10 protein-coding genes and 1 pseudogene are annotated in these 16,161 nt (G+C 73.1%); 9 read left to right on the forward strand and 2 right to left on the reverse strand.

The window, feature by feature from the left end; translation table 11 throughout:
* Positions 1-55: 55 nt before the first annotated feature.
* Both ACFWPS_RS23720 and ACFWPS_RS23725 read right to left on the reverse strand, forming a co-directional pair.
* Complete coding sequence (locus ACFWPS_RS23720; protein WP_383708144.1) at positions 56-1,111, reverse strand: enoyl-CoA hydratase/isomerase family protein; 1,056 nt, start codon at positions 1,109-1,111, stop codon at positions 56-58.
* Positions 1,108-1,215, reverse strand: a pseudogene (locus tag ACFWPS_RS23725) (acyl-CoA dehydrogenase family protein); the annotation flags it as partial. The gene ACFWPS_RS23720 and the pseudogene ACFWPS_RS23725, both read right to left, overlap by 4 nt.
* A gap of 294 nt (positions 1,216-1,509) precedes the next feature.
* Here ACFWPS_RS23725 and ACFWPS_RS23730 point away from each other — a divergent pair.
* From ACFWPS_RS23730 to ACFWPS_RS23770, 9 genes are all read left to right on the forward strand, one after another.
* The gene (locus ACFWPS_RS23730) at positions 1,510-2,559 is read left to right on the forward strand and encodes an amidohydrolase family protein (RefSeq protein ID WP_383708145.1); all 1,050 of its coding nucleotides are present in this window, start codon (positions 1,510-1,512) and stop codon (positions 2,557-2,559) included.
* A gap of 130 nt (positions 2,560-2,689) precedes the next feature.
* The gene (locus ACFWPS_RS23735; RefSeq protein ID WP_383708146.1) at positions 2,690-3,886 is read left to right on the forward strand and encodes an EfeM/EfeO family lipoprotein; all 1,197 of its coding nucleotides are present in this window, start codon (positions 2,690-2,692) and stop codon (positions 3,884-3,886) included.
* A complete protein-coding gene (gene efeB / locus ACFWPS_RS23740) occupies positions 3,883-5,130 on the forward strand; it encodes an iron uptake transporter deferrochelatase/peroxidase subunit (protein ID WP_383708147.1) in 1,248 nt (415 codons plus the stop codon). The genes ACFWPS_RS23735 and efeB overlap by 4 nt, the downstream gene beginning before the upstream one ends.
* Before the next feature lie 186 nt (positions 5,131-5,316).
* Complete coding sequence (locus tag ACFWPS_RS23745) at positions 5,317-7,149, forward strand: phospholipase C (protein WP_383708148.1); 1,833 nt, start codon at positions 5,317-5,319, stop codon at positions 7,147-7,149.
* Positions 7,150-7,368: 219 nt separating this feature from the next.
* Positions 7,369-9,243, forward strand: a complete 1,875-nt coding sequence (gene phsA, locus ACFWPS_RS23750) for an O-aminophenol oxidase PhsA (protein WP_383708149.1) — start codon at positions 7,369-7,371, stop codon at positions 9,241-9,243.
* Between the two features lie 383 nt (positions 9,244-9,626).
* Positions 9,627-11,999, forward strand: coding sequence for a SpoIIE family protein phosphatase (locus ACFWPS_RS23755; RefSeq protein WP_383708150.1), 2,373 nt, complete (start codon positions 9,627-9,629; stop codon positions 11,997-11,999).
* A 124-nt stretch (positions 12,000-12,123) separates the two neighbouring features.
* On the forward strand, positions 12,124-14,361 hold the full coding sequence (locus ACFWPS_RS23760) for a tetratricopeptide repeat protein (RefSeq protein WP_383708215.1): 2,238 nt from the start codon (positions 12,124-12,126) through the stop codon (positions 14,359-14,361).
* A gap of 126 nt (positions 14,362-14,487) precedes the next feature.
* Positions 14,488-15,186 carry an alpha/beta fold hydrolase gene (locus ACFWPS_RS23765; RefSeq protein WP_383708151.1) on the forward strand — a complete coding sequence of 233 codons (699 nt, stop codon included), beginning with the start codon at positions 14,488-14,490 and terminating at the stop codon, positions 15,184-15,186.
* Positions 15,187-15,287: 101 nt separating this feature from the next.
* Entirely contained in the window at positions 15,288-16,130 is an 843-nt protein-coding gene (locus ACFWPS_RS23770; protein WP_383708152.1) for an alpha/beta fold hydrolase, read from the forward strand.
* The last annotated feature ends 31 nt before the right edge of the window (positions 16,131-16,161 follow it).

Below are 16,161 nucleotides of genomic sequence, written 5' to 3' on the forward strand. Positions count from 1 at the left end.
CGCACCACCAGGCGTGATCTTCATCTCGGGCCTGGTGGGCGGCTGGTGGGGCGGTTCAGACGGGTGGGGCGAGGCCCAGTTCGCGCTCGCCGAGCGGGGCGAAGAAGCGGTCGACGTCCGCGGCGGTGACCTCGGCGAGGGTGCCCGGGGACCAGCGCGGGGTGCGGTCCTTGTCGACGACCTGGGCGCGGATGCCCTCCACCAGGTCGTGGGTCGCGAGGGTCGCGCAGGAGACGCGGTACTCCTGGTCCAGGACCCGCTCCAGCGAGCCGAGTCGCCGGGCCCGGCGCAGCGCCTGCAACGTGACCTTCAGGGCGGTGGGTGACCTGGTGAGCAGGGTGTCCGCCGCCTCCTTCGCCGCCGGGTCGCCGTGCGCGAGCAGCCGCTGGACGATCTCCTCGACCGTGTCGGCCCGGTAGCAGGCGTCGATCCACGCACGGTGCCCGGCCAGCTCCCCGTCCGGCGCCTGCCGGACCTGCCGGGCGAGCGCCTCGGGCACGGGCAGGGTGGCGAGGTCGGCGACGAACGCCGGGAGCGAGCCGGAGGGCATGTAGTGGTCGGCGAGTCCGCACAGCATCGCGTCGGCGGCTCCGATCTGGGCGCCGGTCAGGGCGAGATGGGTGCCGAGTTCGCCGGGCGCGCGGCCGAGCAGGTAGGTGCCGCCGACGTCGGGCACGAAGCCGATCCCGGTCTCGGGCATGGCGATCCGCGACCGCTCGGTGGCGATCCGGACGCGGCCATGGGCCGAGACACCGACCCCGCCGCCCATCACGATGCCGTCCATCACGGCGACGTACGGCTTCGGGTACCGGGCGATGCGGGCGTTGAGCCGGTACTCGTCCCGCCAGAACGCGGCCGCGGCCGATCCGTCGCCGTCGCGGGCGTCGTCGTGGACGGCGCGGATGTCACCGCCCGCGCACAGGCCGCGCTCCCCCGCTCCGGTGATGACGACGGTCCGGACGGCCGGGTCGTGCTCCCAGGCGGTGAGCGCCTCGTCGATGCGGCACACCATCGCGTGCGACAGCGCGTTGATGGCCTTCGGCCGGTTGAGCGTGATGTGCGCGGCCCGTCCGTCGACGTGCAGCAGGACGTGTTCCTCGGCGCCGGTCATCCGGACACCTCCGCCGGGCCGCGGGCCACGATGAGGCGCATGATCTCGTCGGTTCCTTCCGGGATCGGGTGGACGCGTGGGTCACGGACGATCTTCTCGTGCCCGTCCCGTCCACAACATGCCGACCCGTCGCGGGACAAGAGGCGGAGGCCGCTGGTGTCGGCCTCTGCCCCGCCGCCAGGGGCATCGTAACCGTCGGTAACGTCGCCGACGGCGCCGGACCGGGCGATCCGCCCGGACCACGGCCGTTCGCCCCCACCCCACCTCATAGCCGCTCTCCGCGGCTCCGTCCCCCTCACGACCCACTGATGTAGTGTTTACTCCAATTGTAGTCAGCGCTACGGTAAGCAGACCGTCAGTAGGCGGTCCGGTGCCGTCACGACGGGAAGAGCAGCCCCATGACCAGCGCCTCGCGCCGGATCGACGTCCACCAGCACGTGGTCCCGCCCTTCTACCGGGACACCCTCGCCGGGCACGGGATCACCGAGGCGGGCGGCCGCGCCCTGCCCGAGTGGAGTCCCGGGGCGGCGCTGGAGCTGATGGATCTGCTCGGCACCGAGACGGCGATCCTGTCGGTCTCCACCCCGGGCACCGGCTTCCTCACCGACCCCGGCGAGGCCGCCGCCCTGGCCCGCCGGCTGAACGACTTCTCCGCCGCGCTCGCCGCCGAACACCCCGGCCGCTTCGGCTGGTTCGCCACCCTGCCGCTGCCGGACGCCGCCGCGGCCGCCCGGGAGGCCGAGCGCGCCCTCGCCGAGCTCGGCGCCGACGGCGTCACCCTGCTCGCCAACACCGACGGCGACTACCTCGGGGCCGCCGGTCAGGACGCCCTGTGGCGGGTCCTGGACGAGCACGGCGCCGTCGCGTTCGTCCACCCGGCCGAGCTGCCCGGGCCCGCGGTGGACGGGATCCCGCCGTTCGCCGCCGACTTCCTCCTCGACACCACCCGCGCCGCCTACCTCCTGGTCCGCAACGGTGTCGTGCACCGGTACCCGCACATCCGGTTCGTCCTCAGCCACGCGGGCGGCTTCGTGCCGTACGCCTCCCACCGCATGGCCGTCGCCCTCGCCGCCGACACCGGGCGCAGCCCGCTGGACATCCTGGAGGACCTCCGCGGCTTCTACTTCGACACCGCGCTGTCCTCCAGCCCGGCCGCGCTGCCCACGCTGCTCGCCTTCGCCCGGCCGGGGCACGTCCTGTTCGGCAGCGACTGGCCGTTCGCGCCGGCCGCGGCGGGCCAGTACTTCGCCAACGGGCTGGACAGCGGTGTCGACCCCGGCACCCTCGCGGCCGTCGACCGCGGCAACGCCGAGGCGCTCTTCCCACGCCTGGCGGCCGGCATCCCCGCCCCGGCTCCCGCCCGTCCGTTCCCGGCGCGGCTGCGGCAGTCCGTGCGGCGCGCAGGTGCCCGCGCCTTCTTCCGGATGGTCCAGCCCGGTACCGACTGAGCGGCTTGCCCGGAGGTCCGGTGAACCGGCAGGGAACTCTTGGTCATGGGTTTCCCTGGACGGCCGTTCGAGTACAAAGGGCTGCCTAACATGAGGCGATCACGAACGGTACGAACCCCGGGAGCTCGGGATGGTGTTGTCCGGCCTCGGCTGGAGGTCGTTGCGTCCCTGGGCGGTCGTCGGTGTCGCCGTCGTATGCCTGGTGGCCGGGGTACTGGCGCTCACGCACGACTCACGCCCCGCACCCGCCGACCCGGCCGCGCTGCCGCACACCACCGTGGAGGTGTCCGCCAGCCGCTGCGGCCGGGGATGGAGCACACCGGTCTCCGGTGTCCAGGTCTTCGACCTGCACAACCCGACCGACGGGGCCGCCGAGGTCCTCCTGGAGGACCCGAAGAGCCAGGCCGTGTACGGCGAGGTGGAGGACATCGGGCCCGGTACGACCCGGAAGCTGACCGTCCGGCTCGGCAAGGGCGCGTACGCCTTCAAGTGCGTGCCCGACGACGCCGACGCCGTCACCGGGCCCACGGTCCGCATCAGCAAGGGCCGCAGCGGTCCGGCCGCGGCCCCGGTCACCGAGCACGACCTGATCCCGCCCGCGCTGGCGTACCAGAAGTGGGTCGGTGGCGGCCTGTCCGACGTCGTACGGCTGACGACGACGCTGCGGAACGCGGTCGACCGCGGCGATCTCGCCGCCGCCCGCACCGCCTGGCTGCCGGCGCACCTGGAGTACGAGCGGCTGGGCGCGGCGTACGACGCCTTCGGTGACGCCGACGGCGCGATCAACGGCACGGACGCGGGGCTGCCCGGCGGGGTGCACGACAAGGACTTCACCGGTTTCCACCGGATCGAGTACGGCCTGTGGCACGGCGAGTCCGCCGCCACTCTGCGCGGCCCGGCGGCCGGCCTGGTGAAGGCGGTCACCGCGCTGCGCGACGACTGGGCGCAGACCCGGATGGACCCCGCCCAGCTGGGGCTGCGGGCGCACGAGATCCTGGAGAACACGGTGCAGTTCGAGCTGACCGGCCGTACCGACTACGGCAGCGGCAGCAACCTCGCCACCGCCCGCGCCAACCTGGACGGCACGGTGCAGGTCATGTCCCGGCTGCACCCGTTGCTGGCCACCCGGTACGCCGGTCTGGCCGGTCTTGAGAGCGAGTTGAAGCGGGCAGGCGAGACCCTCGACGGCTTCGGGCACGGCGGCACCTGGACCCCGCTGGGGAAGCTCGGTCACCGGCAGCGCGAGGACGTCGACGCGGTCCTCGGCGACCTGGTGGAGCGGCTGGCGTCGGTGGCGACCCTGTGCGATCCGCGGAGGACGGTATGAGCGCGGACGAGACGGCCGGCAAGGGCGGAGTGGGCCGCCGCGGGTTCCTGCGCGGCGCGGCCCTCGCGGGCGCCGGGCTGGCCGCAGGCGGTGCGGCCGCCCCCGGTACGGACACCACCGGCAAGGACACCACGACCTCCAGCACGATCGCTCCCTTCCACGGCGCCCGGCAGCGGTCCGCGATCGCCGCGCCCCGCCGGACGACCGTGTTCACGTCCTTCGACGTCACCGCCGAGAGCCGCGCCGAGCTGACCGAGGTGCTGCACACGCTCACCGACCGCGCCCGCTTCCTGACCTCGGGCGGCACCCCGGACCCGGTCGGTGTCACCGGCCCGCCCGCCGACTCGGGCGTCCTCGGTGAGCAACTGCCCTCCGGTGCGCTGGCGGTGACCGTCGGCGTCGGCGGCTCGCTCTTCGACGACCGGTACGGGCTCGGGAGACTGAGGCCTCGCCGGCTGACGACGATGCCCGCCTTCCCGGACGACGATCTCCGGCCCGAGTGGTGCCACGGCGACCTCAGTTTGCAGTTGCACGCGGACGACACCGACACCGTGCTGCACGCACTGCGCGACATCGCCCGGCACACCCGGGGCGGTATGCAGGTCCGCTGGCGGCTGGACGGCTTCAGCAGCCCGCCCCGCCCGTCCGGCACCCCGCGCAACCTGCTGGGGTTCAAGGACGGCACCGCCAACCCGGAGACCACCAGCGCCCGGGAGATGGACCGGCTGGTGTGGGTCGGCAAGGACGCCGGCGAACCGGAGTGGGCGGTCGGCGGCAGCTATCAGGTGGTACGGCTGATCCGGATGCTGGTGGAGTTCTGGGACCGGGTCTCGCTCAGCGAGCAGGAGCGGATGTTCGGCCGGTCCCGCGAGTCCGGGGCGCCCCTGGACGGGAACGCCGAGCACGACACGCCCGACTACGCCGATGACCCGAAGGGCGACGTCATCCCCCTGGACGCGCACATCCGGCTGGCCAACCCGCGCACCACAGCCACCGCCGACCAGCGGATCCTGCGCCGCGCCTACAACTACGACCGGGGCATGGACAGCAACGGCAACCTCGACATCGGCCTGCTGTTCAGCTGCTACCAGCAGGACCTGGCCCGGCAGTTCGAGACCGTGCAGAAGCGGCTGGCCGGGGAGCCGCTGGTCGACTACGTCTCTCCGTTCGGCGGCGGCTACTTCTTCGCCCTGCCCGGGGTACGGGACCGGAACGACTGGTTCGGGCGCGCTCTCCTCACCTGAGCTTGTTCGAACAACTCCATTGCAATTCCCTAGCCCGAACGGTCAATACCCAGTCAAGGTTTGCCCCAGCATCCCTGACCCGGTGTTCATTCACCCGCCATCATGGCTCCGCCGGAGCGCCCGCGAACGAGCGAAGCATCCCTGCCTGTACGACGCAGTGACGTTCATGCCCGGAGGGGAACCAGCATGGCCAGCACAGGAAGACGAACCGCGATGAGGAGCCTCGGCGCTCTCGCGGGGGCCGCCGCACTCACGGTCCTCGGGAGCACCGCGCCCAGCTGGGCCGCCGTACCCGCCGGGCACAGCGGCGGCTCGTCGACCGCGACCCCGATCAAGCACGTGGTCGTGCTGTTCGACGAGAACATCTCCTTCGACCACTACTTCGCGACCTACCCGAAGGCCGCGAACACCGACGGCACGAAGTTCACGGCGTCCGAGAAGACCCCGAAGGACATCGACACCGTCGCGCACGCCGGGCTGCTGACGAAGAACCCGAACCAGTACACGCCCAAGCGGCTCTCCTCGTCCCAGGCGATGACCTGCGACCAGAACCACTCCTACGGGCCCGAGCAGCTGGCCTACGACGGCGGCAAGGCCGACCAGTTCGTGCAGAACACCGAGGTCGACAAGTGCAGCGGCGGCCTGTTCGGCGAGCCGGGCCTGGTGATGGACTACTACGACGGCAACACCGTCACCGGTCTGTGGAACTACGCCCAGCAGTACGCCCTCAACGACCGTTCCTACAGCTCGGTCTACGGCCCGTCCACGCCCGGCGCGCTCAACCTGATCTCGGGTCAGACGCACGGCGCGGTCTCGGTGGACTCGGTCACCGGCAAGCAGACGTCGACCCCCGACTCGTACGCCATCGCGTCGCCGGACGCCAAGGGCGTCGGCACGGTCGTCAACGACCCCGACCCGGCCTACGACGACTGCTCCGACAAGGACCACACCAGCACCAGCGCGCTGGCCTCGCTGCAGGGCAAGAACATCGGCGACCTGCTCAACTCCAAGCACGTGACCTGGGGCTGGTTCCAGGGCGGCTTCCGTCCGTCCACGGCCTACAGCGGCACGTCCGGCTCCTACGCCAAGTGCGACACCACGCACACCAACGTCGGCGGCGCCTCCGTGGTCGACTACAGCCCGCACCACAACCCGTTCTCGTACTACAAGTCGACGTCCAACCCGCACCACGTGGCGCCGAAGAACGTCAACGAGATCGGTCACAGCGGCCAGGCGAACCACAACTACGACCTGACCGACTTCACCGCGGCCGCCAAGGCGGGCAAGCTCCCGGCCGTCAGCTTCCTCAAGGCCGGTGAGTACCAGGACGGCCACGCCGGCTACTCGGACCCGACCGACGAGCAGCACTTCCTCGTCGACGAGATCAACGCCGTCCAGAGCTCGCCGCAGTGGAAGTCCACCGCGATCGTCATCGCGTACGACGACTCCGACGGCTGGTACGACCACGCCTACGCCACGCCGCGCAACGGCTCCAAGGACTCCACGGTCGGCTCCAACGGCAAGGCCCTGGACAGCGCGGCCTGCCAGGCGGGCCCGGCCGCGTCCGGTGGCTACGCCGACCGCTGCGGCCCCGGTACCCGGCAGCCGCTGCTGGTCGTCTCGCCGTACAGCAAGGTGAACAAGGTCGACCACACCCAGACCGACCAGTCCTCGATCACCCGCTTCATCGAGGACAACTGGCACACCGGCCGCGTCGGCGACCACTCCTTCGACGCCACCGCGGGCTCGCTGACCAACATGTTCGACTTCAAGCACCCCAACAACAAGCAGGTGCTGCTGAACTCGGACGGCTCCGTCAAGCACATCGGCCCGATCCGCCACGTCTCCGCGGTGAGCACCAACATCACCCCGGGCCCGGCGATGGTGAACACGGCCGCGACGACCGACTCCGGCCAGTTCCCGGCCCTTCCGGTCGGCCTCGGCGTGGGCGCCCTGGTGGCCGTCGGCGCCACGGGCACGTACCTGACGCTGCGCCGCAGGCAGCGCACGGCCGCCTGACCCCTCCCCCGCCCCGCCCCGCCCCGATCGGCACGGTCCTCCTCCCCGGACCGTGCCGATCGGCGTTTTCGGCGCAGGAACACGGCTGGCCGGAAATACTCACCCTTTCGGGTGGAACGGGGCATTCCTGGAACGTCGGGCGCGGCTCGGGAGTCCTGTGAGTGAGGGGAAAAGAACCGCAGAACACGAAAGAGCCACAGAACACGGGGGTGTTCGACCTTGACCGACATCATCGACAGGATCACCGAGAGCGGCGCCGGGGAAGCGGAGCCGACGCCGGAGGAACTGACGCCGTACGTCACGCCGCTGCCGGTACCGCCCGTCCTGCGGCCCGGCACCGGCGACGTCCTGCGCGAGACGGAGATCGCGCTGCGCCCGACCTGGGTCCGCCTGCACCCGCAGCTCCCGCCGACCCTGATGTGGGGGTACGACGGGCAGGTGCCGGGCCCGACCATCGAGGTCCGCCGCGGCCAGCGCGTCCGCATCGCCTGGACCAACCGGATCCCCAAGGGCAGCGAGTACCCGGTCACTTCGGTGCAGGTGCCGCTGCGCACCGACGGCCGTCCGCAGGCGAACACCGAGCCCGGCCGCGAGGGCGTCGAGCCGGACAAGGACGTCGCCGCCCTGCCCGCCTGGACGGTGACCCACCTGCACGGCGCCCGGACCGGCGGGGGCAACGACGGCTGGGCGGACAACGCCGTCGGCTCCGGCGACGCCCAGCTCTCCGAGTATCCGAACGACCACCAGGCGGTCCAGTGGTGGTACCACGACCACGCCATGAACGTGACCCGGTGGAACGTGCACACCGGCCTGTACGGCACCTACCTCGTGCGTGACGACGAGGAGGACGCTCTCCAACTGCCGTGCGGGGAGCGGGAGATCCCGCTGCTGCTCGCCGACCGGAACCTGGACACCGACGAGGACGGCCGTCTCAACGGCCGGCTGCTGCACAAGACGGTGGTCGTCCAGCAGCGGAACCCGGAGACGGGCAAGCCGGTCTCCACCCCGTTCACCGGCCCGTACACCACGGTCAACGGCCGCATCTGGCCGTACGCCGAGGTGGCCGACGGCTGGTACCGCCTCCGGCTCGTCAACGCGTCCAACGCGCGCATCTACGAACTCGTCCTCGTCGACGAGGACGACAACCCGGTTCCCGGCGTGCTGCACCAGATCGGCAGCGACGGCGGGCTGCTGCCCCGCCCGGTCCCGGTCGGCTTCGATGCCGCGCTGCCGACGCTCACCGCGGCCCCGGCCGAGCGATTCGACCTGCTCGCCGACTTCCGGGGCCTGGCGGGCAAGAAACTGCGCCTGGTCAACAAGGGGCGCAACCAGCCGCCGGGCGTGAGCGACCCGGCCGGTGACGTGCGCTATCCCGCCGTGCTGGAGTTCCGGGTCGGCTGCGGCGGCGCGGCGGACGGCTTCGAGCTGCCCGAGGTGCTCTCCGGCTCCTTCCGGCGGCTCACGCACGACATCCCGCACGGCCACCGCCTGATCGTGCTCACCCCGCCGGCCACCAAGGGCGCCGGCGGCCACCCGGAGATCTGGGAGATGACCGAGGTCACCGACCCCGGCTCCGTCCAGGTCCCGGCCGAGGGCGTCATCCAGCTGACCGGGGCGGACGGCACGACGAAGACGTACCGGCGCACCTCGCGGACCTTCAACGACGCGCTGGGCTTCACCATCGCCGAGGGCTCCTACGAGCAGTGGAGCTTCCTCAACCTGGCGCCGATCGTCCACCCGATGCACATCCACCTGGCCGACTTCCAGCTGCTGGGCCGCGACGCCTACGACGTCTCCGGCTTCGACCCGGCGGTGGGCGGCACCGCCAAGCCGATCGCTTACGACGCGGCGAAGCAGCTTCCGCCGGCGCCGAACGAGCTCGGCCACAAGGACGTCTTCCGGGTGCCGGGCGGGCAGGTCCTGCGCGTGATGGGGAGGTTCGACGGCGCCTACGGACGCTTCATGTACCACTGCCATCTCCTCGAACACGAGGACATGGGCATGATGCGGCCGTTCGTGGTCATGCCCGAGGAGGCGATGAAGTTCGACCACGGCACGGCCCACGGCGGCCACGGCGAGGGCCACACCGACTGACCCCACGACGCGGCGCGTGCCGACTCCTGGCTGTCCGGGTGGCGGCGGTCCGAATCCGGCATTGCGGGTGCCGGCGGTCCGGCTCCGGCGGTCCGGGTGCCGGCACGCCCGAGTCGGCGGTCCGGCCGGCCATCAGCGTGCGGATGCCGTCACCGGCCCTCTCCGGCAGGCAGGCCCGACCGCCGCGGGCGGCCTGCGGGACGGTGCTGAACCGGACCAGGCGGGCGGTGGCGGCCTCGTCCGGCCGGGGCGGCGTGTCGGCGGTGCCGATCGGCAGCAGCTCGGAGGGGGCTGCGGTCGCGGCCGTGCGTCCGGCGGTGCGTGCGGTTGTCGTCCGTCCTGTGGCACGGGATGCTGAGGGAGCACGGAGGGAAGCGGTGCCCATGGATCGTTTTCCGAACGCGGCCAACGTCGACTTCCACAGTCCCCTGGACCTCACCAAGGCCGCGGCCGCGGTGCTGGACGCCGAAGGCCGCATCTCGGGATGGGGCGCCTCGGCCCAGCGCCTCCTCGGACATCCGCCCGAGGACGTGCTCGGCCGGCCGGCGGCCCGCCTGCTGGCGGCGGATCCGGGACAGCGGCTCTCCGCGCTCTGCACGGCGCACCGGCCCCGCAGCACGGTACTGGACCTGTCCTGCAGGGACGGGCGCACCCTGCGCGCGGCCGTGACCTTCAGCCCGCTCGCGCCCCAGGGTATGGCCGCGACCGTCGTGGTCGCGGCGGAGCTGGAGGCGCTGCGTGGCTGGGAGGCGCAGCTGGCCATGCTGCAGGGGCTGGCCACGGAGTCCTCCGTGGGCCTGACGATCTTCGACACGGACATGCGCGTCGTATGGGGGAACGTCTCCACCGATCTGGAGCTCGCGGGGATCGCCCAGTACGTCGGCCGTCCGGCCGCGGACCTCTTTCCCGAGGGGGAGTTCATCTCCCGCCACCATCCTCCGGACGAGGACCAGATCATGGAGCACGTGCTCACTACGGGCGAGCCGATCATGGGCATGCACTATCGCGGGCGGGCCCCCGCCGACCCGGTGCGCGAGCACGTCTGGTCCTGCTCGTACCACCGGCTGGTGGACGCCCGGGGCGAGCCGCTGGGGCTGTTCGAGGAGTCCCTGGACATCACCGACCGCTACCGCGCCCAGGAGCGGCTGTCCCTGCTGGTGCGGGCGGGGAAGCGCATCGGCGCCTCGCTGGACGTACGCCGTACGGCCGCGGAGCTCGCCGACGTGGCGGTGCCGCAGCTGGCCGACGAGGTGCTGGTGGACCTGCCGCCGGCGGTCATCGAGGGCCGGCAGCCGCCGACGGGATCGGCGCCGGGGCACAGTCTGCTGCGGATGCACGGCCGTACCCCGGAGGAGTTCCGGACCACTCCCGTCTCCTATCCGCCGTCGTCGCCGCAGGCGCTGAGCCTGGCCACCAGCCGCCCCGTCGTCGACGCCGTACCGCACGGGCCGGCGGACGGGCCGGCACCGGCCGACCGGCGCTCCAGCCTGTTCGTCCCGCTGGTCGCCCGGGACGCGGTCCTCGGACTCGCCACCTTCCGGCGCAGCAGCAACCCGGACCCCTTCGGGCCCGAGGAGCAGACGCTCGCCGTGGAGCTGACCGAGCGCGCCGCCGTCGGCATCGACAACGCCCGCCGGTACACCAGCCAGCACTCGGCGGCCCTGGTGCTGCAGCGGAGCCTGCTGCCGCAGCACCTGCCCGAGCAGAGCGCGGTCGACGTGGCGTACCGCTATCTGCCCGCCGACAGCCGGGTGGGGGTGGGCGGCGACTGGTTCGACCTGATCCCGCTGTCCGGTGCCCGGGTCGGCCTGACCGTGGGCGACGTGGTCGGCCACGGTGTGCACGCGGCCGCGACCATGGGCCGGCTGCGCGCCACCGTACGGACCCTGGCCCTGCTGGACCTGGACCCGGCCGAGCTGCTCACCCGCCTCGACGGCCTGGTCGCGCAGGACTCGGAACCCCACGCGGACGACGGACTGGGCGACGAGACACTCGGGGTGACCTGCCTGTACGCGATCTACGACCCGGTCAGCGGCCGCTGTGTCTGGGCGAGCGCGGGCCATCCCCCGCCGATCGTGGCCGACGCGAGCGGCTCGGTGGCGCTGTCCGCGCTGGCGCCGGGACCGCCCCTGGGGCTGGGCAGCCTGCCCTACGAGAACGTCGAGCTGAGCCTGTCCAGCGGCAGCGTGGTGGCGTTCTTCACCGACGGCGTCGTGGAGGACCGGCGCACCGACATCGACAGCGGTATCGACCGCCTCGCCCATGTGCTCACCTGGCAGCGGTGCCCGCTGGAGGAGCTGTGCGACCGGGCGCTGTCGACCCTGCCGCCGGGTCCGCAGGCGGACGACGCCACGCTGCTGCTGGTGCGCACCCGGCGGCTGGGCGCCGGCCAGGTCGCGGACCTGGAGCTGCCGCCGGACCCGGCGATGGTGGCCCGGGCCCGCACGGACACCGAGCGCCAGCTGGAGACCTGGGGCCTGTCCGAGCTGGCGTTCACCGCGGAGCTGGTGGTGAGCGAGCTGGTCACCAACAGCATCCGGTACGCCACCGGGCCCGTGCTGCTGAGGCTGATCAAGGACCGCAGCCTGCTGTGCGAGGTCTCCGACAACGCGCACACGGCACCGCACCTGCGGCGGGCCCGCCGGGACGACGAGGGAGGCCGCGGCCTGTTCCTCGTCGCCCAGATGTCCCAGCGCTGGGGCACCCGCTACACCGGGTCCGGGAAGACCATCTGGGCCGAACTGGCCATCCCCTGAGCCTGAGTAGGCTTGCGGCTGATCGAAGCAGGTCAAGTACCCCTGTCGACTTACCCGTATCGCCGCACTCGACCCGCCGAGAAGGAGCAGCCCGATCGACGAGCATCCGACCTTCGCGCAGCTGCTGCGCCGGCATCGGCGCGCGGCCCGCCTGACCCTGGAGCAGCTCGCCGAGGCCTCGGGGGTCAGTGCCCGCACCCTGTCGGACATCGAGCGCGGCCGGAGCAAGGGCCCCCAGGAGCGGACCGTCACCGCCGTGGCGGACGCGCTCTCCCTGGGGGCCGACGCCCGTCGGCAACTCCTGGGACTGGCGCGGGGCGCCCGCCTGCGGGACCACTGGACCCGTCCCACCGGGCTGTGCGAACTGCCGCGCTCCGTCGACGACTTCACCGGCCGCGCCGCCGAACTGGCCTGGGTCGACCAGCTCGTGCGCAGCGACCTCGCCCCCGGGGTCGCCGTGGTGGGCCTGGTCACCGGCTCGGCCGGGCTGGGGAAGACCACGTTCGCCGTCCGGGCCGCCCACGCGGTACGGGCAGGCTTTCCCGACGGGGTGTTCTTCGTCGACCTGTTCGGCATGTCCCAGCGGCCGCTGCCCGTCGACGACGCGCTGGCGCTGCTCCTCGGCGCGCTCGGGGTCGCCGCCCGGCAGGTGCCGCCCGACACCCACGGGCGTGCCTCCCTGTACCGCTCGCTGCTGCGGGAGCACCGGGTCCTGGTCCTGCTGGACAACGCCGCGTCCGAGGAGCAGGTGCGCCCGCTGCTGCCCGCCGGCGGTGCGGCCAGGGTGCTGGTCACCAGCCGACGGCTGCTGTCAGGGCTGGAGGGCGTGCGCCGGTTCGTCCTCGGCCCGCTGCAGCTGCCGGAGGCCACCGAACTGCTGACCGGCATCCTCGGCGAACGGTCCGCCGCCGACGGGGAGCCGGCGCTCACCCGGCTCGCGCAGCTGTGCGGCGGGCTGCCGCTGGCGCTGCGGATCATCGGCAACCGGCTGGTGAGCCGGCCCGACTGGGGCGCGGACGAGCTCGCCCGCCGGCTGGCCGACGAGGAGCGCCGCCTGGAACAGTTCAGGGCCGGCGACCTCAAGATCGCCAATGCGTTCGGGATGTCGTACGAGCAACTCGCGCCGGCCGCGCGGCGGATCTTCCGCAGGCTGGCCGTCGTGCCCGGCCGGGACGTCGACGCCGCGCTCGCCGCGGTGGCCGGCGGGACCTCGGCCGAGGAGGCCTGGGACGCGCTCGACGACCTGGTCGACCTGGGTCTGCTGCAGGACACCGCCGAGGGCCGCTACCGCTTCCACGACCTGGTCCGGCTCTTCGCCCGGGACCGGCTGCAGCAGGAGGAGACGGCCGCCGAACGCACCGCGCTGGCCGAGCGGGCGACGTCGTGGCTGCTGCGGACGGCGACGGCCGCCGGCGCGTGGTTCGGGCCCGCGGACGGCCGTCCGGAGGTGCCCGACGCGGGGCTCGTGGGGCTCGCTCCCCTGGCGTCCCCGGAGGAGGCGGACGAGTGGCTGCGTGCCGGTGTGGACAACTGGCTGGGTGCGTTGCGGCTCGCGGCGGAGGGCGGGCGGCACACCGAGGTGCTCGGCTGCGCCGAGTCGATGGGGTGGTACGCCGACCGGTGGTCGCACGGCCCGCACTGGCACGAGGTCTTCACTCTCGGCGCCACGGCCGCCGCGGCCCTCGGTGACCGTGGGCGGCACGCGGCCCAGCTGAACCAGGTGGCCTGGGTGCACGGGGTGCAGACGCTGGACGCGGAGGCCGTCCTGCGCTGCACGGCCGAGGCGATGGACCTCGCCACCCGAAGCGGCGCCACGGCGCAGGTCGCGTGGGCGCACTGCTACGCCGTACCGGGCTACCGGCTGCTCGGGCGGCTCGACGAGGCCGCCGCGTCGGCGTCGCGGGCGGCGGAGATGTTCAAGGGGCTCGGTGACACCGGCGCCTACTGTTCGAGCCTCGTCAACCTCGGCCTCTGCCTGCGGGACCAGGGGCGCCACGAGGAGGCGCTGGAGAGTTTCCGCGAAGTGGTCGCCCTGGCGGGCGACCCGGGCTCGGGGATGGCCCCGGGCACCGCGGCGTTCGTCCGGCGGCACGCGCTCGCCCCGCTCGGCGGGTCCCTGGCGCTGCTGGGCCGCCGGGCCGAGGCCGTCGAGGCGCTCACCGAGGCGACCGCTCCGGGCGAGCGGCTCGATCCCGGCCACTGGCAGGCCGACGCCCTGGAGCAACTGGCGGCGCTGCTGGCCGCGGAGGGCCGCGACGCGGAGAGCCGCCTGGCCTACGAGCGGGCGGCCCTCATGTTCGAGACGCTCGGCGACGCCGACGCGCACCGCCGTTGCGCGGCCCTGGCCACCGCCGCGCCCTGACCCCCGCCGGATGCCCGAACGTGCGGTGTTTCTGCGTGCTGTTCTGCGTGGTCCGGCCGCCGCGGCCCGGCTTGACTGATCCGCAGCGGACGGGCGTCGGGCCTGTCCCTCCAGGTCAGGGGCACCATGACGACAATCAGGAACATCGTGCTCGTGCACGGTGGTTTCGTGGACGGTTCGGGCTGGCAGGGCGTGCACGAGCGGTTGACCGCCGACGGCTACCGGGTGGCCGTCGTACAGAATCCGACCTTGTCGCTGGCGGGTGACGTCACCGCCACCCGTCAGGTCCTCGACGGCCTGGACGGTCCCGCCGTCCTGGTCGGCCACTCCTACGGCGGCGCCGTCATCACGGAGGCGGGCCACCATCCCGGAGTCGCCGCGCTCGTGTACATCGCCGCGTTCGCCCCGGACAAGGGCGAGTCGGTCGGCACGCTGGTCGCAGACCCGGCGCCCGGCGCACCGGTTCCGCCGATCCTGCCGCCCGCCGACGGCTTCCTGGCCCTGGACCGGGAGAGGTTCGCGGCGTCCTTCGCCGCCGATCTGCCCGCCGCGCAGGCGGCGTTCATGGCCGACTCGCAGGTTCCGTGGGGCGTCGACGCACTCGGCGGCACGGTGTCCGAGCCGGCCTGGCGGACCAGGCCGTCCTGGTATCTCGTCGCCGCCGACGACCGGATGATCCCGCCGCCGGTCCAGCGGAGCATGGCCGAGCGGGCGGGCGCGACCGTCACGGAGACCCCGGGCAGCCACGCCCTCTACGTCTCCCGCCCGGCCTCGGTGGCGGCCGTCATCGCCCGAGCCGCCGAGGCCGTCTCCGAACAGCCCTAGCCACGGCCACGCGCTTCGCGCCGTACGACCGCCCTGCCCGGGCGACCCCTACGCCCGGGCGGGGACGCACCCAGCCCAGCCGAGTCCACGGGAGCCATCCGATGCACGACCGTGCCACCTTCACCCGCCGCAGAGTGCTCGTCACCGGCGCGGCCGCCGCCGCGACCAGCGCCCTCGCGACCCGGACCGCCGCCACCGCCGTGGCCGCCGACCGCGGCACGCCCGCCGCCAGGCCGACGATCGTGCTGGTGCACGGCGGCTTCGCCGACGCCTCCGGCTGGAACGATGTCATCAGCCGCCTCCAGAACGCAGGTTACGAGACGATCGCGCCCGCCAACCCGCTGCGCGGTCTGCCCACGGACGTGGCCTACCTCGCCAGTGTCCTCGCCTCGATCAGCGGTCCGATCGTCCTGGCCGGGCACTCCTACGGCGGTGCCGTCATCACCAACGCGGCGGCCGGAAACGCCGACGTCAAGGCGCTGGTGTACATCGCCGCGTTCGCCCCGGACAAGGGCGAGCAGCTCGGTGTCCTGCTCGGCTCGTATCCCGGCTCGCTGATCGGCGAGTCCACCCGGGGTGTCCCCTTCAGCAACGCGGACGGCTCCACCGGGACCGACCTGTACCTGACGCAGGACAAGTTCCGGGCCGCGTTCTGCGCCGACCTGCCCGAGGCCACCGCGCGGCTCATGCAGGCCACCCAGCGGCCCTTCAGCGCCTCGTCCCTGACCGACGTGACCCAGGCCGCGGCCTGGCGCACCATCCCGTCCTGGGGCCTGGTGGCCGGCGCGGACAAGGCCATCCCGCCGGCCCTGGAGCGCTTCTTCTACCAGCGCGCCGGTTCCCGTCGGGTGATCGAGGTACCGGGCGCCTCCCACGTCCCGATGATCAGTCATCCCTCGACCACGGCCCGCTTCATCGAGTCCGCCGTGCAGGCGACCTGCTGACCGCCTGACACCGCCGACCCGGCCCGCAGCC

It is taken from the genome of Streptomyces sp. NPDC058457 (assembly GCF_042720695.1).
Lineage (GTDB): Bacteria > Actinomycetota > Actinomycetes > Streptomycetales > Streptomycetaceae > Streptomyces.

Excerpts from the sequence above, each read along its gene's own strand:
- ACFWPS_RS23720 (WP_383708144.1), bottom strand. The coding sequence starts at position 1,111 with ATGACCGGCGCCGAGGAACACGTCCTGCTGCACGTCGACGGACGGGCC.
- ACFWPS_RS23730 (WP_383708145.1), top strand. The coding sequence starts at position 1,510 with ATGACCAGCGCCTCGCGCCGGATCGACGTCCACCAGCACGTGGTCCCG.
- ACFWPS_RS23735 (WP_383708146.1), top strand. The coding sequence starts at position 2,690 with ATGGTGTTGTCCGGCCTCGGCTGGAGGTCGTTGCGTCCCTGGGCGGTC.
- efeB (WP_383708147.1), top strand. The coding sequence starts at position 3,883 with ATGAGCGCGGACGAGACGGCCGGCAAGGGCGGAGTGGGCCGCCGCGGG.
- ACFWPS_RS23745 (WP_383708148.1), top strand. The coding sequence starts at position 5,317 with ATGGCCAGCACAGGAAGACGAACCGCGATGAGGAGCCTCGGCGCTCTC.
- ACFWPS_RS23755 (WP_383708150.1), top strand. The coding sequence starts at position 9,627 with ATGGATCGTTTTCCGAACGCGGCCAACGTCGACTTCCACAGTCCCCTG.
- ACFWPS_RS23765 (WP_383708151.1), top strand. The coding sequence starts at position 14,488 with ATGACGACAATCAGGAACATCGTGCTCGTGCACGGTGGTTTCGTGGAC.
- ACFWPS_RS23770 (WP_383708152.1), top strand. The coding sequence starts at position 15,288 with ATGCACGACCGTGCCACCTTCACCCGCCGCAGAGTGCTCGTCACCGGC.